16 protein-coding genes and 2 tRNA genes are annotated in these 20,412 nt (G+C 59.3%); 8 read left to right on the forward strand and 10 right to left on the reverse strand.

Annotation, left to right across the window (positions count from 1 at the left end; translation table 11 throughout):
• Positions 1–5: 5 nt before the first annotated feature.
• The 4 genes from D8U60_RS26990 (at position 6) to D8U60_RS27005 (ending at position 3,381) form a co-directional block, all read left to right on the forward strand.
• Complete coding sequence (locus tag D8U60_RS26990; RefSeq protein ID WP_177435499.1) at positions 6–842, forward strand: ABC transporter permease subunit; 837 nt, start codon at positions 6–8, stop codon at positions 840–842.
• Positions 829–1,629 (forward strand): ABC transporter permease, encoded by an 801-nt coding sequence (locus D8U60_RS26995; protein ID WP_130901362.1) that lies wholly within the window; start codon positions 829–831, stop codon positions 1,627–1,629. The genes D8U60_RS26990 and D8U60_RS26995 overlap by 14 nt, the downstream gene beginning before the upstream one ends.
• The gene (locus D8U60_RS27000) at positions 1,626–2,615 is read left to right on the forward strand and encodes an ABC transporter ATP-binding protein (RefSeq protein ID WP_130901363.1); all 990 of its coding nucleotides are present in this window, start codon (positions 1,626–1,628) and stop codon (positions 2,613–2,615) included. The genes D8U60_RS26995 and D8U60_RS27000 overlap by 4 nt, the downstream gene beginning before the upstream one ends.
• Before the next feature lie 112 nt (positions 2,616–2,727).
• On the forward strand, positions 2,728–3,381 hold the full coding sequence (locus tag D8U60_RS27005) for an HAD family hydrolase (protein WP_016773740.1): 654 nt from the start codon (positions 2,728–2,730) through the stop codon (positions 3,379–3,381).
• 96 nt (positions 3,382–3,477) lie between these two features.
• Here the strand turns inward: D8U60_RS27005 and D8U60_RS27010 are convergent, their stop codons facing one another.
• Complete coding sequence (locus D8U60_RS27010) at positions 3,478–4,440, reverse strand: zinc-binding dehydrogenase (RefSeq protein WP_130901364.1); 963 nt, start codon at positions 4,438–4,440, stop codon at positions 3,478–3,480.
• Between the two features lie 138 nt (positions 4,441–4,578).
• On the opposite strand from D8U60_RS27010, the gene D8U60_RS27015 reads away from it, so the two are divergent.
• Together D8U60_RS27015 and D8U60_RS27020 are read left to right on the forward strand one after the other, a co-directional pair.
• Positions 4,579–6,663 carry a carboxy terminal-processing peptidase gene (locus D8U60_RS27015; protein WP_163018905.1) on the forward strand — a complete coding sequence of 695 codons (2,085 nt, stop codon included), beginning with the start codon at positions 4,579–4,581 and terminating at the stop codon, positions 6,661–6,663.
• A 118-nt stretch (positions 6,664–6,781) separates the two neighbouring features.
• Positions 6,782–8,560 carry a bifunctional diguanylate cyclase/phosphodiesterase gene (locus D8U60_RS27020; protein WP_130901365.1) on the forward strand — a complete coding sequence of 593 codons (1,779 nt, stop codon included), beginning with the start codon at positions 6,782–6,784 and terminating at the stop codon, positions 8,558–8,560.
• A gap of 57 nt (positions 8,561–8,617) precedes the next feature.
• Here the strand turns inward: D8U60_RS27020 and D8U60_RS27025 are convergent, their stop codons facing one another.
• From D8U60_RS27025 to D8U60_RS27055, 7 genes are all read right to left on the reverse strand, one after another.
• Entirely contained in the window at positions 8,618–8,974 is a 357-nt protein-coding gene (locus D8U60_RS27025; RefSeq protein WP_071171512.1) for a hypothetical protein, read from the reverse strand.
• Positions 8,974–13,740 carry an RHS repeat-associated core domain-containing protein gene (locus D8U60_RS27030; protein ID WP_130901366.1) on the reverse strand — a complete coding sequence of 1,589 codons (4,767 nt, stop codon included), beginning with the start codon at positions 13,738–13,740 and terminating at the stop codon, positions 8,974–8,976. Before D8U60_RS27030 ends, D8U60_RS27025 begins: the two co-directional genes overlap by 1 nt.
• A 239-nt stretch (positions 13,741–13,979) precedes the next feature.
• The gene (locus D8U60_RS27035; protein WP_130901367.1) at positions 13,980–14,387 is read right to left on the reverse strand and encodes a sel1 repeat family protein; all 408 of its coding nucleotides are present in this window, start codon (positions 14,385–14,387) and stop codon (positions 13,980–13,982) included.
• The gene (locus tag D8U60_RS27040) at positions 14,388–14,759 is read right to left on the reverse strand and encodes a hypothetical protein (RefSeq protein WP_003223109.1); all 372 of its coding nucleotides are present in this window, start codon (positions 14,757–14,759) and stop codon (positions 14,388–14,390) included.
• Entirely contained in the window at positions 14,756–15,097 is a 342-nt protein-coding gene (locus tag D8U60_RS27045; protein WP_016773735.1) for a helix-turn-helix transcriptional regulator, read from the reverse strand. The genes D8U60_RS27040 and D8U60_RS27045 overlap by 4 nt, the downstream gene beginning before the upstream one ends.
• A 112-nt stretch (positions 15,098–15,209) precedes the next feature.
• The gene (locus tag D8U60_RS27050) at positions 15,210–15,665 is read right to left on the reverse strand and encodes a YkvA family protein (RefSeq protein WP_016773733.1); all 456 of its coding nucleotides are present in this window, start codon (positions 15,663–15,665) and stop codon (positions 15,210–15,212) included.
• Positions 15,666–15,958: 293 nt separating this feature from the next.
• Positions 15,959–16,675, reverse strand: a complete 717-nt coding sequence (locus D8U60_RS27055) for an FKBP-type peptidyl-prolyl cis-trans isomerase (protein ID WP_016773732.1) — start codon at positions 16,673–16,675, stop codon at positions 15,959–15,961.
• Positions 16,676–16,944: 269 nt separating this feature from the next.
• Here D8U60_RS27055 and D8U60_RS27060 point away from each other — a divergent pair, with 269 nt between their 5' ends.
• Both D8U60_RS27060 and D8U60_RS27065 read left to right on the forward strand, forming a co-directional pair.
• On the forward strand, positions 16,945–18,756 hold the full coding sequence (locus D8U60_RS27060; RefSeq protein ID WP_130901368.1) for a di-heme-cytochrome C peroxidase: 1,812 nt from the start codon (positions 16,945–16,947) through the stop codon (positions 18,754–18,756).
• Positions 18,753–19,922 (forward strand): catalase family protein, encoded by a 1,170-nt coding sequence (locus tag D8U60_RS27065; protein WP_130901369.1) that lies wholly within the window; start codon positions 18,753–18,755, stop codon positions 19,920–19,922. The genes D8U60_RS27060 and D8U60_RS27065 overlap by 4 nt, the downstream gene beginning before the upstream one ends.
• An 89-nt stretch (positions 19,923–20,011) precedes the next feature.
• On the opposite strand, the gene D8U60_RS27070 is transcribed toward D8U60_RS27065, so the two are convergent.
• Positions 20,012–20,088, reverse strand: a tRNA-Asp gene (locus D8U60_RS27070).
• A 19-nt stretch (positions 20,089–20,107) separates the two neighbouring features.
• Positions 20,108–20,183 (reverse strand) — tRNA-Val (locus tag D8U60_RS27075).
• Positions 20,184–20,412 lie beyond the last annotated feature (229 nt).

Below are 20,412 nucleotides of genomic sequence, written 5' to 3' on the forward strand. Positions count from 1 at the left end.
ATGCCATGAATCGCGGCAAATGGCTCGCGGCGCTGTGTCTGGTGCCCTTCGCGCTGTTCTTTATCGTCTTCGAAATCGCCCCGCTGGTCTGGGTGATGATCAACAGCCTGCAATCGGAAGAGTCCGGCTGGGGCCTGGCCAACTTCAGCAGGATCTTCGGTTCGAAGTTCTATCGGCAGGCAACCCAGTACAGCCTGGAGATCAGTTTCTGGTCGAGCGTATTCGGCATCATCATCGCCGTGCTGAGTGCGTATTCACTACGCCGCGTCGATTCGAAGCTGCGCAACTTCGTGAATGCCTTCGCCAACATGACCAGCAATTTTGCCGGCGTGCCGCTGGCGTTCGCCTTCATCATCCTGCTCGGTTTCAACGGCAGCATTACCATCATGCTCAAGCAGTCGGGGATCATTCAGGACTTCAACCTGTACTCGAAAACCGGCCTGATCATCCTCTACACCTACTTCCAGATTCCCCTCGGCGTGCTGCTCCTCTACCCGGCTTTCGACGCTCTGCGTGAAGACTGGCGCGAGTCCGCCGCACTGCTCGGCGCCAACGGCTGGCAGTTCTGGCGGCACATCGGCCTGCCGGTGTTAACCCCGGCGTTGCTCGGTACTTTCGTCATCCTGCTGGCCAACGCCCTCGGCGCCTACGCCACGGTTTATGCGCTGACCACCGGCAACTTCAACGTTCTGCCGATCCGTATTGCGGCAATGGTCTCCGGGGACATTTCCCTTGACCCGAACCTGGCCAGCGCCCTGGCCGTGGTGCTCGTGGCGCTGATGACCATCGTCACCGTCGTGCATCAATTGCTGTTGAAGAGGAGCTACCATGTCTCGCGCTGAATCCGGCCCGGCCGGCCTCTACCACCGCGCCGTGGTCTATCTGCTGTTCGCCATTCTGCTTTTGCCGCTGCTGGGCACGCTGGTCTATTCGATCGCCAGCAGTTGGTCGGCAACGATTCTGCCCAGCGGCTTCACCTTCAAGTGGTACATCCAGCTGTGGAGCGATCCGCGCTTTCTGCATGCATTCGGTCAGTCGCTGATTGTCTGTGTCGGCGCGCTGGTGCTGTCGGTGCTGCTGATCCTGCCGTTGCTGTTCGTCGTGCATTACTACTTTCCGAAACTCGATGCGCTGATGAACATCCTCATCCTGCTGCCCTTCGCGGTACCGCCGGTGGTGTCCTCGGTGGGGCTGTTGCAGCTCTACGGTTCCGGGCCGATGGCGATGGTCGGCACACCGTGGATTCTGATCGGCTGCTACTTCACCGTGGCGCTGCCGTTCATGTACCGCGCGATCACCAACAACCTGCAAGCGATCAACCTGCGCGACCTGATGGACGCCGCGCAACTGCTTGGCGCCAGCACTTTTCAAGCGGCGTTTCTGGTGGTGCTGCCGAATCTGCGCAAAGGCCTGATGGTGGCGCTGCTACTGTCGTTCTCGTTCCTCTTCGGTGAATTCGTGTTCGCCAACATCCTCGTCGGCACCCGCTACGAAACCCTGCAGGTGTACCTGAACAACATGCGCAACAGCAGCGGCCACTTCACCAGTGCGCTGGTCATTTCGTATTTCTTTTTCGTGCTGGTCCTGACCTGGATCGCCAACATCTTGAACAAGGACAAAAGCGAATGAGCTACGTCAGCGTCCAACACCTGCAGAAAAGTTACGCCGGCACCACGGTGTTCAGCGACATCGATTGCGAAATCAACAAAGGCGAGTTCGTCACCCTGCTCGGCCCGTCCGGGTGCGGCAAGTCGACTTTGCTGCGTTGCATCGCCGGGTTGACCCCGGTGGATGGCGGCAAGATTTTGCTCGATGGCGTCGACATCGTGCCGTTGAGCCCACAGAAACGTGGCATCGGTATGGTCTTTCAAAGCTACGCGCTATTCCCCAACATGACCGTCGAACAGAACGTCGCCTTCGGCCTGCGCATGCAAAAGGTCAACGCCGATGACAGCCACAAGCGCGTCTCTGAAGTGTTGAAACTGGTTGAACTGCACGACTTCGCCAGCCGCTATCCGCATCAACTGTCCGGTGGTCAGTGCCAACGCGTCGCCCTCGCCCGTTCGCTGGTAACCCGCCCGCGCTTGTTGCTGCTGGATGAGCCGCTGTCGGCGCTCGATGCTCGGATTCGCAAGCACTTGCGCGAACAGATCCGTCAGATCCAGCGCGAGCTCGGCCTGACCACGATCTTCGTCACCCACGATCAGGAAGAAGCGCTGACCATGTCGGACCGGATTTTCCTGATGAATCAGGGAAAGATCGTCCAGAGCGGCGACGCCGAAACCCTCTACACCGCGCCGGTCGATGTATTCGCCGCCGGCTTCATCGGCAACTACAACCTGCTCGACGCCGAGGCTGCGTCGAAGCTTTTGCAACGACCGATCAACCATCGCATCGCCATCCGTCCGGAGGCCATCGAACTGAGCCTTGACGGCGAACTCGACGCGCAGATCCGCAGCCACAGCCTGCTCGGCAACGTCATTCGCTATCGCGTCGAAGCGCGCGGCGTGGAACTGGTGGTGGATGTGCTCAACCGCTCCGCCGCCGATCTGCATCCCGACGGACAGCGCCTGGCACTTTCCATCGATCCGACGGCCTTGTGCGAAGTAGCATAAAAGCAGCTGCAAGCTTCGAGCTACAAGCTTCAAGTTGTAGACTGCGGTGCACCTGATTTTAATTCTTGCAGCTATTAGCTCGTAGCTTGCAGCTGTTCTCGGAGAGAACCCGATGGCTTTGGCAATTTTTGATCTGGACGAAACGTTGATCCACGGCGACTGCTCCTCGCTATGGAGTGAGCAGATGGTCCGCCTTGGCTGGGTCGATGGCGAGTCGTTCATGCAGCGCGACAAGGAACTGATGGATGCCTATGGCCGCGGACATCTGGCGATGGAGGACTATATGGCCTTCAGTCTCGAACCATTGATTGGCCGTACCCCTGAGGAAATCGAGCACTTGGTTGGCCCGTGGGTGGAAGATTTCATTGAACCGATCATCTTCAGCGACGCGACCAAAACCATCGCCGCCCACCGCAAGGCCGGCGACCGGATTCTGGTGATTTCGGCATCCGGTGCGCACCTGGTTCGCCCGATCGCTGATCGTCTGGGCATCGACGAGATATTGGCCATCGAACTGGAAGTCGCCCATGGCGTGTACAGCGGCAACACCGTCGGCACCCTGACTTACCGCGAAGGCAAGATCACCCGCTTGCTGGAATGGCTGGATGCCGAAGAAGAAAACCTCGAAGGCGCGAGTTTTTATTCCGATTCGCGCAATGATCTGCCGTTGTTGCTTAAAGTGGACTTCCCGCACGTGGTCAATCCCGATCCGGTGCTGCTTGAGCACGCCGAAAAGGCCGGCTGGCCGATCCACCTCTGGAAATAAAAACAAAAGATCGCAGCCTTCGGCAGCTCCTACTTTTGGAATGCGTGCCTCTGTTGGAGCTGCCGAAGGCTGCGATCTTTTGACCTTGTTTTGCTGTCAGCTCAAACCCTCATTGATCACCAGCACCAACTTGCCCGCCACCGTATTGCTCGCCAGTTCGGCAAACGCTGCTTCGGCATCCTTCACCGCAAACGCTTTGGCCAATTGCGGACGCAAGCGGCCCTCGGCAAACAGCGGCCAGACATGCTGGCCCAGGTCACTGAGCAGATCCGCCTTGAACTGATCGCCACGACTGCGCAACGTTGAACCGAGCAGTTGCACACGCTTGGCCAACACCTGCGCCAGATCCAGTGTCGCCTCGCGCCCGCCCATCAAACCGATCAGCACCCAACGCCCGTCCAGCGCCATCAGCTTGAGGTTCAATGCTGAATAATTGCCGCCCACCGGATCGAGAATCACGTCGAACGGCCCGAAGTCGCGCAGGCTCTCCAGATCATCGGTACGCACCACGCCGCCCTGCGCACCCAGCGCTTCGCAGTAAGCCAGGCGCTCGGCGGAACCGACGCTGACCCAGCAAGGGTTACCGAAGGCTTTGCACAGCTGAATGGCGGCTGAACCGATTCCACTTGCGCCGGCGTGCAGGAGAATTTTCTCACCGGGTTTCAGCGCTGCAAGTTGAAACACATTCAGCCAGACGGTGGCGTACACCTCGGGCAATGCCGCCGCCTCGATCAGCGAAACACCTTCGGGCACCGGCAGCACATGCCGTCCGTCGACGACCACCTCTTCGGCCATGCCGCCCCCGGCCAGCAAGGCGCAGACCCGGTCACCGACTTGCCAGGACGAGCCCGCGCCGACCTCGCTGATCACCCCGGAGCACTCAAGACCGAGCACGTGGCTGGCACCGGGGGGCGGCGGATAAAGCCCTGCCTTCTGTAATAAATCGGCGCGATTGAGGCCGGCTGCCGCCACCCGGATGCGGACTTGTCCTACATCGCAGGTAAGACTCGGCTCTTCAACCCATGCCACTTGACCTTCAACGCCTTGCAATGCCTTCACACTGCCTCCATAGTGAGTCTGGACTGAGCCCGAAGCTGTAGCGCCGGGCTTTTTGCATTATGCGACCGGCTCTCAAAGAACCGGCGACTTCAAAGACGGCCTAATATGCGTTATCAATTGTCCCCGCGTCGAATCAGCATGAAGCATCTGCTCCCCAGCACCGCCCTCGCTCTTTTCATCGGTATCGGCCTGTTGCCGGTGTCGGGCACCACATTCGCAGCCAACAGCTGGGACAAGTTGCAGCCTGATCGCGATGAAGTCATCGCCAGCCTGAACGTCGTCGAGTTGCTCAAGCGTCACCACTACAGCAAGCCGCCGCTCGACGATGCGCGCTCGGTGATCATCTACGACAGCTACATCAAGCTGCTCGACCCGTCGCGCAGCTATTTCATGGCCAGCGATATCGCCGAATTCGACAAGTGGAAGACGCAGTTCGACGACTTCCTCAAAAGCGGCGACCTCAACGCCGGGTTCACCATCTACAAGCGCTATCTGGACCGCGTCAAGGCGCGTCTGGACTTCGCCCTTGCCGAGCTGAACAAAGGCGTCGACAAGATGGACTTCAACACCAAGGAGACCTTGCTGATCGATCGCAAGGACGCGCCTTGGCTCAAGTCCACCGCAGAACTCGACGACCTGTGGCGCAAACGCGTCAAGGACGAAGTGCTGCGCCAGAAGATCGCCGGCAAAGACCCGAAGCAGATCCAGGAAACCCTGACCAAGCGCTACAAGAATCAGCTGGCGCGTCTCGACCAGACCCGCGCCGAGGACATCTTCCAGGCGTACATCAACACCTTCGCCATGTCCTACGACCCGCACACCAACTATCTGTCGCCGGATAACGCGGAAAACTTCGACATCAACATGAGCCTGTCCCTGGAGGGCATCGGCGCCGTGTTGCAGAGCGACAACGATCAAGTGAAAGTCGTGCGTCTGGTGCCGGCAGGCCCGGCGGACAAGACCAAGCAGGTCGCTCCGGCCGACAAGATCATCGGCGTTGCCCAGGGCAACAAGGAAATGGTCGACGTGGTCGGCTGGCGTCTGGACGAAGTGGTCAAATTGATTCGCGGTCCGAAAGGCACCGTGGTGCGCCTGGAAGTCATTCCGGCGAGCAATGCGCCGAATGACCAGACCACCAAGATTGTGCCGATCACCCGTGAAGCAGTGAAGCTCGAAGATCAGGCCGTGAAGAAGTCGATCCTCAGCCTGAAACAGGACGGCAAGGACTACAAACTCGGCGTGATCGAGATCCCGGCCTTCTACCTCGACTTCAAGGCCTTCCGTGCCGGTGACCCGGATTACAAGAGCACCACCCGCGACGTCAAGAAGCTGCTGACCGAGCTGCAAAAGGAAAAAGTCGACGGCGTGGTCATCGACCTGCGCAACAACGGCGGCGGCTCCCTGCAGGAGGCCACCGAACTGACCAGCCTGTTTATCGACAAAGGTCCGACCGTGCTGGTGCGTAATGCCGATGGCCGTGTCGACGTCCTCGAGGACGAAAACCCGGGCGCGTTCTACAAAGGCCCGATGGCGCTGCTGGTCAACCGCCTGTCCGCCTCGGCCTCGGAAATCTTCGCCGGCGCCATGCAGGACTACCACCGCGCGCTGATCATCGGTGGTCAGACCTTCGGCAAAGGCACCGTGCAGACTATTCAGCCGCTGAACCATGGCGAACTGAAACTGACCCTGGCCAAGTTCTACCGTGTCTCCGGGCAGAGCACCCAGCATCAGGGCGTACTGCCGGACATCGACTACCCGTCGCTGATCGACACCAAGGAAATCGGTGAAAGCGCCCTGCCGGAAGCCATGCCGTGGGACACCATCCGCGCGGCGATCAAACCAGCGGCCGATCCGTTCAAGCCGTTCCTCGCCCAGCTGAAGTCCGAACATGACGCGCGCACCAACAAGGATGCCGAGTTCGTGTTCATCCGCGACAAGCTGGCCCTGGCGCAGAAACTGATGGAAGAAAAAACCGTCAGCCTCAACGAAGCCGATCGTCGTGCCCAGCACGCCGACATCGACGCCAAGCAGCTGGCGATGGAGAACATCCGTCGCAAGGCCAAAGGCGAAGAACCGCTCAAAGAGCTGAAGAAAGAAGACGAAGACGCACTGGCCGCTGCCGAGCCGGACAAGGTCAAACCGGAAGACGATGCCTACCTGAGCGAAACCGGGCGCGTGCTGCTGGATTACCTGAAACTGAGCAATCAGGTGGCCAAGAAGTAAGTGATGGCAATTTAGTGCTGACGATCCCCGGATCGTCATCAAACAGTCATCATTCTGTCGTGCAATAAAGGACCGGGAGCAAGCGCTCCCGGTCCTTTTTTTATCGCCAGAGACTGCCATGACCACGACCGAACAGCTGAGCGCGTTGAGCTCGATCCTGACTCAAAGCGGTTTACACAGCCTGTTCCAGCCGATCATCTGTCTTTCCGAACGCCGCATTCTCGGTTACGAAGCCCTGACCCGTGGCCCGTCCAACAGCCCTCTTCACTCGCCGATTGCCCTGTTCGCTGTAGCGCGACAGGCTGGCCGATTGAGCGAACTGGAGATCGCCTGCCGACAAAGCGCCTGTCGCCGGTTCAACGAGCAGCAACTGCCGGGCAAGCTGTTCCTTAACGTGTCTCCAGAGTCCTTGCTCGAAGCCGCGCACCAACCCGGGCGTACGTTGCAACTGCTGCAGGACTTGGGCATTGCGCCGAGCCAAGTGGTCATCGAGCTCACCGAGCAGACGCCAATCGATGACTTTCAGTTGCTGCAAACCGCTCTGCATCACTATCGGGCGATGGGTTTTTCCATTGCGCTGGACGACTTGGGTGCAGGGTATTCGAGCCTGCGCCTGTGGTCGGAATTGCGTCCGGATTACGTGAAGATCGACCGGCACTTCATTGATGGCATTCATCAGGATGCGTTGAAAAGAGAGTTTGTCGGCTCGATCCTGCAAATCGCCAAAGCGTCCCGCGCGCAGGTGATTGCCGAGGGCATCGAGTTGCCGGAAGAACTCGCGGTGCTGACTGAAATGGGCGTCGACCTGGTGCAGGGCTACCTGCTCGGCCGCCCTCAGGAACATCCATCCCGCGACGCTCGCGCGATGATGCCCAAACACGACAGCAGCGCCGTCGCGCTGAATGACGAAGGCAGCGACCTCAGCGCCCTGCTCAACGACCAGCCCGCCGTGCAACGCGATACGCCCACCGCGACGGTACTGGAAGCCTTCCGCCGCCAGGCCAACCTCAATTCGCTCGCCGTGCTCGACGAACAAGGCCAGCCCTGCGGCATCGTCCATCGCCACTCGCTGTCGGACGCACTGCTCAAACCGTTTGCCACCGATCTGTTCGCGCGCAAACCGATCAGCCGCCTGATGAACGATGATTTCCTCGCCGTGGAAATCAGCCAGTCGCTGCAGCAAGTCAGCCGCCTGATCACCAGCCGCGCCCGCCAGCGCATCGAAGAAGACTTCATCATCACCCTCAACGGTAGTTACCTCGGCCTCGGCCGGGTGATCGACGTGCTGAAACTGATCACCGAACTGAAAATCCAGCAGGCGCGCTACGCCAATCCCCTCACCCTGCTACCGGGCAACGTACCGATCCAGCAATGCCTCACGCGCCTGCTGCAACAGGCCCGCGAGTCGATCATCTGCTACGTCGACATCGACAGCTTCAAACCCTTCAACGACATCTACGGCTACGGGCGCGGCGACGAAGTCCTGCTCTGCCTCGCGCAATGCCTCAACGAACGCATCGACCCCACCCGCGACTTCGTCGGCCACATCGGCGGCGACGACTTCCTCCTCGTCCTCGGCCCCGAAGACTGGCGCAAACGCCTCAACCAACTGCTCGACGATTTCCAAAACCAATGCCGCCGCTTCTATCGGCCTGAACACCTTGAGGCGGGATGTTTTATTGCGCCGAATCGTCAGGGTGTGCGGCAGGAGTTCGCATTGTTGTCGTTATCGATTGGGGTGGTGCATCTGCGGCCTGAGGCTTGTGCAGCGCTTGATGCCAGCCAGCTTGCGGAGATGGCTTCGCAGGCTAAGCATCATGCTAAGGATGTTGTGGGATTTAGTGTGTATTTGCTCGATCCTACGGCGTTTCCAAAGGCATCACAGTTAGTCGGTTAAACTCGACGTAGTAGAGTGCGTGCTTACTTGCCAGGCGCCACTCCAGAATGCAGATTTTTAGCCACAGCCCGTTTCATCCCGATACTTTGTTAAGCACTCTAATAGAAGTCTCATAAAACTAGACCTATCGGTAATTTCTTCGTCAAAATAAGTTGTCATTCGGTTAAATACACGGTCGAAATTGTCGTTTCTCTCCAAAAAGTGTTCGACAGTATTTATTAGCGATTCTTGTTCTGCATCTGTGTACTCACAAAATTCAGGCCTTAACACAGTATCGAAAAGCTCTTTTAACTGACGCGAATCGTTTACATTTTTTTCAACTATTAATCGTTCCCTCTCGACATCAGTAGTATTTTCTATATCAAAAACAAACAACAAGTTTTTTATATCTACAATTTCATACGTTTTTTTCATCATTCAAAATCCGCATATGAAGTCACGGTATCGCCATTAGCTCTCAGAATAACCACGGCTTTCCTCTGCTGCCCATAAATGCCGTCTCTGGTATAACCTTCCCCAATTATCTTCCCCATGTCCATAGGCCTTCTAGATGTTTGAAGATTAGTCTGACGGAATATAAGTTTTGCTCTATAGATAGCGTTCAGCTGATCTCTATGGCTGAAAAAATGAGTAGCCGCGCTTGGAATTTTAGGTTCTCCATGGTGTGATCCACCGGTGTAGGTCTCTATAACGCCAGTCGTTGGATTTTTTCCTGTCATGATCCTTTCAAATTGCGACCGTAGTGTTGTTTGGGCGCCGTGCTTTTCCAGAAAATGCTCTCCATTTTGTGGATTCTCCATTTCATGCAAACGTCGGTATGCGTTTTCTTCAGCTAATTCATCAATCCTCGCCCGACGCTCCTGAGCCGTCATCTTCGGCAGCGCAGGTTCACCATCATCAACTTTAGCCCCACCAATACCCCCCGGCACCTCACACCCAGGCTTATTCGGCGGCGGGCAATTGGACGTCAACCCCAACGGATCCACCCACCCCGTCGGATTCGGCACGTACTGGTACTGGTTCAACCCACCCGCCAGCTTCACCGGATCCGGTGTCAGATACCTTCCCAATCTCGGGTCGTAATACCGATGCCGGTTGTAGTGCAGCCCACTTTCAACATCGAAATACTGCCCCTGAAACCGCAGCGGTTGGTCGAGGTAGTCTTCGCCGGCGAGGGTGACGGCGGCGACTTTGCCGTAGGCGTCGTATTGCGCGGACCAGACGATTTCGCCGCTGTAGTCGGTGAGTTCCTGTGGGGTGCCGAGGTGGTCGAGTTGGTAGTAGAACGGGCAGGCCTTTTTCGGGCCTTTGCCGTCGAGCATCGCGAGTGGGCGGAAGGTGCCGGGTTCGTAGAGGAAGCTGCGGTATTGCGTGGCGCTGCTTTCGGCGACGAGGTGTTCGCCTTGCCAGAAGAATTCGGTGACGGCGCCGTCGACGGTTTTGCGGATACGGCGGCCGAAGGCGTCGTATTGATAAGTGGCGGTCTGGCCGTCAGGGCGGGTCAGGCCGATCAGGCGGTGCTGGCAGTCGTAGCGGTATTCGGTGACCAGGGTCTGGCCGTGGCCTCGGCGTTCGCGGATCAGGTTGCCGAAGGCGTCGTAGTCGTAATGACGGTCGCCCTGCATCAGCAGGCGATTGCCCTTGATCTGCGCAGGGCCGGGGCGGTCCTGCATCAGCAGGTTGCCGGCCGGGTCGTGGGCGAAGGATTCGGGCAGTTCGTCGCGTGAGTGACGTACGCGGATCAACCGGTCGAGGGCGTCGTAGCCGTAGGTGCGCTGGCCGTGGCGGCTGTCGGCGATGTGCTCGAGATTGCCGTTGGCGCTGTAGGCATAATCGCGGCGGTACAGCGAGGCGTGGCGATGACCTACAGCATGGGCGAGCAAGCGGCCCTGATCGTCGTAGGAATATTCGCTGAGCAGCAGACCCTGCTGGCGTTGCTGTTCACGACCGCAGTGGTAGACGTGGCGCGTGAGCGGCGTGCCGTTGAGGTCGATGGCCGACAGCGCACCGCCCTTGGCATAGTGATAGTCGAGCTTGCTGTTGTCCGGCAGGCGCATCCGCTTGAGCTGGCTGCAGGCGTCATAGGCGTAGCGCAAGGTGCCCCAGCCCTGATGCTCGGTGATCAAGCGATCCTGACGGTCATACTCGAAGGCCAGCGGATGGTTCTGGCCGTCATCGACACCGATCAATCGGCCGAGGCGGTCGTAGTCGTAGCGGATCTTGGCGCCATTGGGCAGGATTTTGACCAGCAAGCGCCCGGCCTTGTCGCGCTCGTAGTGGGTGACCAGACTGGGGCCGAAATCACCAAACTCGGTCTTTTCCAGCAGATGCCCATTGAGATCGTAGGCATACGCAGTCCGGCGCCCATCAAACCCGGTTTCCTGTCGGATCAATCCGGTCGGCGTGTAATCCAGTCGGTACTTTTCGCCCGATTCGTTTTCAATCTCGGTCAGCAACAGCCGCGCATGGTCATAGCGATACTGCACGCGGGTGCCGTCAGGATTGATCCGCCGCGAGACCAGGTGCAGGTCATCGTCATATTCATAGCGGGTGATACGACCGAGCTCGTCACGTTCTGCGGTGATCTGGCCGTAGGCGCCGTAGCTGTAGGCGCGCGTGCTGCCCGTAGGAGAAGTCGTCAGGATCAGTCGGCCGGCGGCGTCCCACTCCTGACGGCTGACGACACCAAATTCGTCCTGAGTGGTAATCCGCCGGCCCAGCGCATCGTAGGAAAAGCGCCGCACGCCGCCATCGGGCAGGGTTTCCTCGATGAGCTGGCCCAGCTCGTTCCACACCCAGCGGTGGCGGCTGCTGTCCGGATAACGCAGCGACAGCAACTGCCCGCGCAGGTTGTAGTAGTAATGGGTGACCTGGCCGTCGGGATCGACCGCTTCGGTGACGGCGCCTTCAGCGTTGCGCCGATAGATCCACACCGCCTCACCACGGCAACGCTTGTAGAGAAAACCGTTGCGGTACTCGTAGGACGTTGGTGCATCGTCCGGCGGAATCACCGCGATCAGCCGTCCGACTTCGTCGTAGCGGTATTCGGTGACCGCGCCCAACGCATCCTGCTCGGCGATCAAGCGCCCCTGCTGGTCATAGGCCTTGAGCTGCTCGCCGCCATCGGCCGCAACCTGGCGCACCAGCCGCGCGCGCTCGTCGTGGACGTAGACTTCTTCGGTGCCGTCGACGTAATGCACGGTCACGCTGGCGTCGTCATCGTTCCAGACGTAACGGGTGTTCATCTGCGAGAACGACGCCCAGTGGCGCACGCAGCGCGCCGCTTTGCCCTCGCGCTGCCACTCCCAGAAGAAGCTGGCACCGCCGGTCAACTGGCGCTGGAGGATGACGTGGTGGTCGTCGTAGTCGTAGCGCTCGCTGTCGCCGACCGCGTTGGTCGCGACCAGCAGGCGTTGCCGGGCATCGAAGCTGTAGGTGGCAAGGTTTTGCTCGGTGGTCCACTCGCCCTGAACAAAAACTTGGTAATCGATCGCCACCAGCTGCGCGCGGTCATAGCGCAACAGCAGGGCGCGGCCGGCGCCGTTGTCCAGACGCTGAATGCGGTCGGAGCGATCGCGTTGCAGGGTCAGACGATTACCGTAGACATCGCTGATTGCGGTCAGTCGCCCGGCGCGAAAGTGATAGAACCGCGCGCTGTCACCGGCCAACGCCAGAATCAGTTCTTCCGGCTCATCGCCGAGAAAGATCGCCGCACGCGACAGGCTGTTGTGGATCGCCGGGCGCGCGACATTGGGCAGGGGAAAACGAGTGCGGCGGTTTTCGTGGTCGATCCAGATCACGCCATCGCCGTCGAAGGCCAGCCGATGCGCGAGCGTATGGCTCCAGCCGAACCCCAGGCCGATGTCGATCTCGACCGCGCTGCTGCGGTACAAACGGGTGAACTCGAAGGGCAACACGCCGTCGAGCACGGCGTCGGTCAGGGTCAGCAGTTCTTCGCCGGTGACCATCGACACCGGGCAGCCATTGGTACAGGTTTTGGGCACGCAATCGGCGGCATCGCCGTTGGGGTTTTTCGATTGGTCGGGCGCGTCGTCGTGTGGCTCGTCCTTCTTCAACATGGCGTTGCGCTTGGCATCCCAGCGCAATTGCATCCGGCCCTTTTTCACCCCGGCGGCGATGCCCCGCGCGGCAACGGCTTTGTAGCGGTCGACGTATTCAATAAAGGCGTTGACGATGCTGAACAGCGCCTTGACCAGACGCTTGGCGACGTTGAACAGCTGCGTTGCGCGGTCAGCCAGACGCAGCGTCAGATAAGCGATCCCTGCCCCCGCTCCGACAAACGTCAGCACCACGCTGATCAAGACATCGATGATCAGTTGCACGATCATCATCGACGCCACTTCAGCAGACTTGCCGGCAACCTCGCTGGGCGGCAGCATGTCCAGCCACAGACTCGCCGACCGTAGCAGCAAGCACATCGCCGCTTCGTCACTGACCAGCAACTGCAGCTTTTCCATGAGATCCGGAGCGGTCTGCGCCAGCTCGATCAGCTCAGCCGCGCCACTGCCCAAACGCTCGGCAAACTTGCCGGGATCCTGGAGAATTTCCGAGAGCAGACCGAGGCTGTCCCATACCCCCTCGATGGCCGCCCAACTGCCGGCGAGCATGCCGTTGCTGGCTGCGATCGCCACCGACTGTGACCACTGCGGCTTGAAACCTTGCCACTCGCTACGCAGCCAGCGCTCAAGTTCGCCGGTCAAACCGTCGTAGGATTTGAACAGCTCGTCGACTTGACTGGAGGTGACAGCGCTGTGGACCAGAACGCGGTAGAACTTGCCCTCGTCGCCTCTGAACTCGCCCTTGCCCTGCTGATCAAGGGTGACCGGCGCGGTTTTGCCGCTATCCACGTCGACCACATCGACGGAAATGTTGCCCAGCGGGATGTCGTAGACCGATTCGAACTTGCTCTCGATTTGCATCAGCCCGCCGTGCGGGCACTGGACGACGCTGGAGGAAAATTCGTCGTCGCTGCTGCTGACCGACGTACTGCTATCGCCGAAGCGGATGATCCGCTCCATACCCACCAGCGATGGCAGGTCTGCTGCCTCGCTGATCTGGTCCGCCCTGCGACTGAGCCAGTGATCAAGCTGTTTGCGGTAGAGGCTGAGCGTTTGCGGAAAGCTGTCGAGTTCCTGCTCGATGCGCGCGATGGCTTCCATCAACACACGCGAGCAAACAAGGTGGACTGAAAAACGGGCTGAAGCATGAGCGGTCCCTCGCGCAAGAAATTAGTCGCGGGAACTGTGCGGGGGATCAAAGAGGAAAGAAGTCAGGCGAGTAGGCAAAGGATGTAGGACTAATCTGCAATCCAGCATCAAGCGAAAAACGTGCAGGCAGAAACGTAAACGCGGCGTGAGGAAAACCTCACGCCGCGTTTACTTAGAAGACATACATGGAATTACTGCGTTGAATCACCAGCCTTCAGCTGTTGCAGCTTCAGCTCGGCCAACGGATGCCCGGCCTTGGCGGCCATGCTCCACCAACGAGCGGCTTCAACGGGACCCGGCGCCTTGCTCGGGGTACCGGCGAGGCTGATCACGCCAACTTGATAAGCGGCTTTACCGTCGCCGGCCAACGCCGCCAGACGCAGCAGACGCACGCCTTCTTCACGCGCGCCCAACCCGACGCCGCGAAAAGTCAGAATGTGCCCATAAAAGCTTTGAGCATCGACATCGCCGAGGTTGGCCATGCGCGCGAACTGGCCTTCAAGCCAGCGCCAGCCACGCGGCTGGCGAACGAACCACGACCAGTGAAACAGCCTGCGCGCCAGCCAGTAACCCGCCCGCACCTTGAGCCGCAGAAACACTCAGGCCTCCGCCGATTCCGGATATTCGTATTCGAAGACCCGCACCACTTCCGACGCATGCCAGGACGCCGCTGCAACGCCATCCGACGGCCCGGAAAAGCGCCCCAGACGCTCGACACATTCAAAGAACCCGGTACGTGGCAAACGACTCGCGCCCTGACTGATGACCAGCGAACTGCGCAACGGCTGCTCGGCTTTGGCGTCCAGTGCGGCCAGATGCTCCAGTGCAGCCGTCAACGTCTGCATCGCCGGAGTCGGTAGCTGCAAACGCTCAAGCAAGGCTCGATAGGTCAGAAGATGGCGCTGACGACGCGCCTGGTCCAGTTCCCCCAGCAATCCGTCCCAATGTTGACGGCTGATGCGTACGCTCACGATTCATCCCTCCAACCTGGCACCGTCAGTTCCCAGGCCAGGCTGCGGCGAATCGCGGCGTCGGGTTGACGCTCACCACTTTCGATCATGGCCAGGTAAGACGGGCTGATGCCTACCGTGCGGGCCAGCGCCTCGATGGCGATGCCCTTCCCTTCGCGCAAACTGCGTAATTGATCCAGACCCGGAAGAATCGGCTCCGGCGAGGTGGCGAGCGGCGCTGCTGGCTGCGGCGCCGGTGTTGCGTTGATCCCTGCTGCTTTCAGTAAAGCCTGATATTGAGCCCACGGCAGAACCGCGTATTCGGGTTCGCCATCGCGTGCAATTATCTGAATATCCATGACTACCCCGTAGGACAACACCACTTAGCGAGTCGGCACTTTTCCCTAGAAGTGTAATCCTAACAGCGGCTAAGGTCGCGAGTGGTATCTATCTGTAGGCAGACTTGGTCAGTCAGGGTTTTTTCGGGCCCTGCAGCTGCAATTGTTCAGGGGTATCAGGGAGGCGTTCAACCACGGCCAGCTTTTCGGGTTGCTGGCGTTTGCGCCACAGGCGGAAGGCGTTGAGTTCGTCATCGAGGGTTTTCATCAACCAGGCGAGGACAGCGATGTCATCGAGCATGCCGAACATGGGAATGAAATCCGGAATGGCATCGACCGGGCTGAGGAAATACATCAGGCCCGCCACCACCGAAATCAGCGACTTGGCACTGATCGCGCGATACTCGCCACGCCAGTAGGCCAGGCATAACGACTGCAGCAAGCGCAGATCATCCTTGAGTTTGCCCAAGCGATTGCCTTGCGCGGCGCCTTTGCTGGCCACGGCAAACAATAGGGTCGGCAGGCGTCCACGGGCCAGCAGGCGACCGGCCAACGGCAGGAATCGAGCGAAATTCCACGGAGCTTTCATCTATTCTTCCCGTTGAAATGTTATCCACACAAATTGTGGATAACCTTGTGAACAGAGCTGCATTTCAGCGCTGAGAGCCCCGTTTCATAAGGGCTGCGCTCAGATCGGGCGTTTTTTACTCACATAAAAAAGCCCAATATTTCATTGACTTGGCAGCTCAAGGCGTCTAGCGCGGGCAGCCTCAAAGCTATGACTGTGCTGATCGCCGTCAGTTCGCTCTGTTTACCTTCCCTGACCTGCAGATGCAACAACGCCCCGCATAAGCGAGGCGTTGTTGGCGATGCCGTTGCGTGTTACTTGGCAGCGGCGTCTTCTTTGGCCGGATCCTTGATGGCCAGCAGTTCCAGGTCGAAAACCAGAACCGAGTTGGCCGGGATTGCCGGGCTTGGCGACTGAGCGCCGTAAGCCAGATCGCTAGGGATGTAGAGTTTGTACTTCTCGCCAACGTGCATCAGTTGCAGACCTTCAACCCAACCCGGGATCACGCCACTGACTGGCAGATCGATCGGGCTGCCGCGCTCGACGGAGCTGTCGAACACGGTGCCGTTGGTCAGCTTGCCGGTGTAGTGAACAGTGACGACGTCGGTCGGCTTAGGCTGTGGGCCATCGGCTTTCTTCACTACTTCGTACTGCAGGCCCGAAGCGGTGGTGGTGACACCGGCCTTCTTGCCGTTTTCTTCGAGGAATTTCTTGCCGGCGGCTGCCGACTCTTCACTCATCTTGGCCATACGCTCTTCAGCACGCTTTTGCAGCGAGGCGAAGGCTTCGACCAGTTCTTCATCTTTCAGCTTCTGTTCTTTCTTGCCAACGGCATCTTCGATGCCCTGGGCTACCGCTTTGGAGTCCAGATCATCCATGCCTTCCTGGGCAAGGCTTTTGCCCATGTTCAGGCCGATGCCGTAGGAAGCTTTTTGCGCCGGGGTTTTCAGCTCTACGCTGGTCTGCGAGTCACAACCCGCGAGTACCAGGCTAACCAGGGCTACCGCCGCCGCCAACCGATGCTGTTTCATGCTATTTCCTTGTTCATGCGCCGAATGGGCAATCGAGTAAAGCCGCGAGCTTATCAGGCCGCCACGACCAATGGCTACCGGCATGAGAGCAGGAATCTTCCGATAAGTTCAGGGATTAAAACGCATTTGGGCAACGGCTGGATGAAGCTTCTGTCATTCACGGACGACAAGGCTCGTCGGCTCCTGACTCAGTAACTGGCGTAATGGCCACTTGCCCAGCCAGCGCCACTCAGGCATAACAGCGCAACAATTCGACAAGGATGTTCAACTTGCGCCTCTTATCCCGCGTTCTCGCGCTGCTGATCGTGCTGGCGGTAATCGCCCTCGCGGTGATTGTCTATTACGTCGCCAACCCGAAATTGCCCTTCTACACCCCGCCGCAACAGGTACGTTACCTGGATCAATGGAGCGAAGAGCAACGGCAGACCTACTACTTCACGCCCCAAGGTACGCAAGTCAAAGGCCTGCGTTACGAGTGGTTCCAGGCATTGGAATTGCCCTTCTCCGAGCAGCGCTTCGCCTCCCCTGAATATCTCGCCCGTTTCGGCTTCCTGGTCGACCCGCAGCAGAAAGCTAGCGCGAACAACCCCGGCAACCTCCCCGTCGGTTTTGCCCGGCACCAGAATCCCGGCAATGTCTCGGAGCATTATCTGGACATCACCTGCGCCGCTTGCCACACCGGCGAGTTGCGCTTCAAAGGCCAGGCCGTGCGTATCGATGGCGGCACCGCACAGCACGTGCTGCCTTCCAGCGTTCCTACTTTGCGCGGTGGCAGTTTCGGACAGGCCCTGGTCGCCAGTCTCGCCTCGACTTACTACAACCCATGGAAGTTTGAGCGCTTCGCCCGCCAGGTGCTCGGAGATGATTACGAAGCGCGCCGCGAACAATTGCGCAAGGAGTTCAAGACCTCGCTGAACACCTTCGTCAAAGTGGCCTGGAACGACACTCATCGCGGCCTGTACCCGACCGAGGAAGGCCCGGGGCGCACCGATGCGTTTGGCCGGATTGCCAACGCGACGTTTGGCGATGCGATTTCCCCTGCCAACTACCGCGTGGCCGATGCCCCGGTGGATTACCCGCAGCTGTGGGACATGTGGACGTTTGACTGGGTGCAGTGGAACGGCTCGGCTCAACAGCCAATGGCGCGCAACATCGGCGAGGCGCTCGGCGTCGGTGCCACGCTGAATTTCTTCGACGCCAACGGTCAGCCGCTGCAAGGCGCTGCGCGCTATCCCTCCAGCGTGCGCGTGCGTGATCTGCACGCCATCGAAGAAACCTTGCAGCAGCTGAAGCCGCCAACCTGGCCGGAAGATCTGTTCGGTGCGATCGACAAGCCGCTGGCCGCCAGAGGCCGCGCGCTGTTCGCGGAAAACTGCGCCGGCTGCCATGTCCCGCGCCAATCGCAGGAAGGCGAACGCTGGGTGCAGCACTTGCACATGATTCCCGTGGAGGTGATCGGCACCGATCCGAATGCGGCCAACAACATTGCCAGTCACCGTTTCGACCTGAGCGCACTGCAATGGGATGTCAATGAGCTGAAAAAGATGGACGTCAAACTGCACCCCGAACCCAAGGAGCCGCTTGATCTGAGCCAATTGTCGGTGGCCAAGGGCCTGGCTTACGTCACCGCGTTCGTGGAAAACCGTGCCTATCGCGACGCGCAGATCACGCCGGAAGAAAAGCCGCGCATGGATGGTTTCGGCCTGCCGATCGGCGTGCGCGAGAAAGTGGCTTACAAGGCCCGACCGCTGGCTGGCGTGTGGGCGACTGCGCCGTTTCTGCACAACGGTTCGGTGCCGAGCATCTATCAGTTGCTGTCACCGCAGGATGAGCGCGCCACTACTTTCTATAAAGGCACGCTCGAATACGATCCGCGCCACCTCGGCTATCGCACCGAGCCTTTCACCAACGGTTTTCTGTTCGACACGCGCATCAGCGGCAACCGCAATAGCGGCCACGAATTCCGCGCCGGCGCTCGCGGCAACGGGGTGATCGGCCGACTCCTGCAACCCGAGGAGCGCTGGGCGCTGCTCGAATACCTGAAAGTACTGGGCAGACCACTGGAGGCGCAGTTGCCATGATCATGCCGACATTCAAAAAAGAACTGCCGCCACTGGCTCGCTTCTGGCTGTGGTTGGGGCGTTTGCTTGGCAAGACGCTGCTGATCCTGCTGGTCATCGCCCTGCTCGGCTGGGCCATCGCCACCGCATGGTTTGCCTGGCAGCATCGCGGGCCGGTGTCGGCGCAGGAACAGATTCCAGCAGGCGAAGCGGCGATGACCCAGGACATCATTCAAACCGCAGTGCGCATCGTCGACCAGCACCGCGAACCCACGCGTTATCTGCGCGATGCCCACGCCAAGGCGCATGGCTGCGTGAAGGCGCAAGTGCAGGTGTTACCGGAACTGGCGCAATCGCTGCGACAGGGTGTGTTCAGCGAGCCGGGCAAGACCTGGCAGGCGCTGATCCGGTTGTCCAACGGCAATGCCTATCCGCAATTCGACAGCATTCGCGACGCGCGCGGGATGGCAATCAAGCTGTTCGAGGTTCCTGGCACGCAACTGCTCGGCAATCGCCAGGACCAGCATGAACAGGATTTCGTGATGTTCAGCCATCCGAATTTCTTTGTCAGCAATGTCGCCGAGTACCGTCAGAATGTGGCGGCGCAGGCAGACGGCAAGAAGGTCATGGCGTTTTTTCCGACATGGGATCCGCGCACTTGGCAGGTCCGCCATCTGTTTATCGCCTTGGCCACTCTGTCAGCGCCGCCGGACAGTCCGACTGAGACCACATATTTCTCGGTATCGCCCTACAAGTTCGGTGAGGCCAATGCGAAATTCCGCGTCGTGCCGGATCCGGAGCGTTGCCCGGCGTATACGCTGCCCAAACAGAATCACGACTTGCCGAATTTCCTGCGCAGCGCACTGAATCAGCAGTTGTCGACGGATCGGGTGCCGGCGTGCTTCGCCTTGCAGATCCAGCGCCAGGACGCGAACAAATACATGCCGATCGAGGACACGAGCATTGAGTGGCGTGAGCAGGATGCACCGTTTGAAACCGTGGCGCGGATCACCCTGCCCGCGCAGGACTTCGACACGCCGGCGCTGAATCTGCAATGCGACAACCTGTCGTTCAACCCGTGGTTCGGCATCGAGGCGCATCGGCCGATTGGCGGGATCAATCGCTTGCGCAAGGCAGTGTACGAGGCGGTGAGCGATTATCGGCATGCCCGCAATGCGGCGCAGTAGCGCGGCGATTTTATAAATCGCAGACAGCAAAAAGCCCGCACAAGGCGGGCTTTTTGTGGTGTCTGGCGTTCAGTTCCAGATACCGAATATGGCGCAGCGGACGGGACTCGAACCCGCGACCCCCGGCGTGACAGGCCGGTATTCTAACCGACTGAACTACCGCTGCGCGAAACGCTTGAAACGAATGGTGGGTGATGACGGGATCGAACCGCCGACATTCTGCTTGTAAGGCAGACGCTCTCCCAGCTGAGCTAATCACCCTTCGCTTCGTTACGGGGCGCATTATGCCACAGGTTTTCGTAAAGTGTTGATTTAATTGAATATTTTTCAAAAAAATCTGAAAACCGGTGAAACGATACATCCCGCGGGTACAACCTTGAGACAGAAAAAAACCCGCTTCAGCGGGTTTTTCCGTGGCGACCTGGCGTTCAGTGGTCCAGGTTACCGAATATGGCGCAGCGGACGGGACTCGAACCCGCGACCCCCGGCG

Origin of the sequence: Pseudomonas sp. Sample_11 (genome assembly GCF_004307505.1) — a bacterium.
In the GTDB taxonomy this organism is placed as follows: Bacteria; Pseudomonadota; Gammaproteobacteria; order Pseudomonadales; family Pseudomonadaceae; genus Aquipseudomonas; species Aquipseudomonas atacamensis.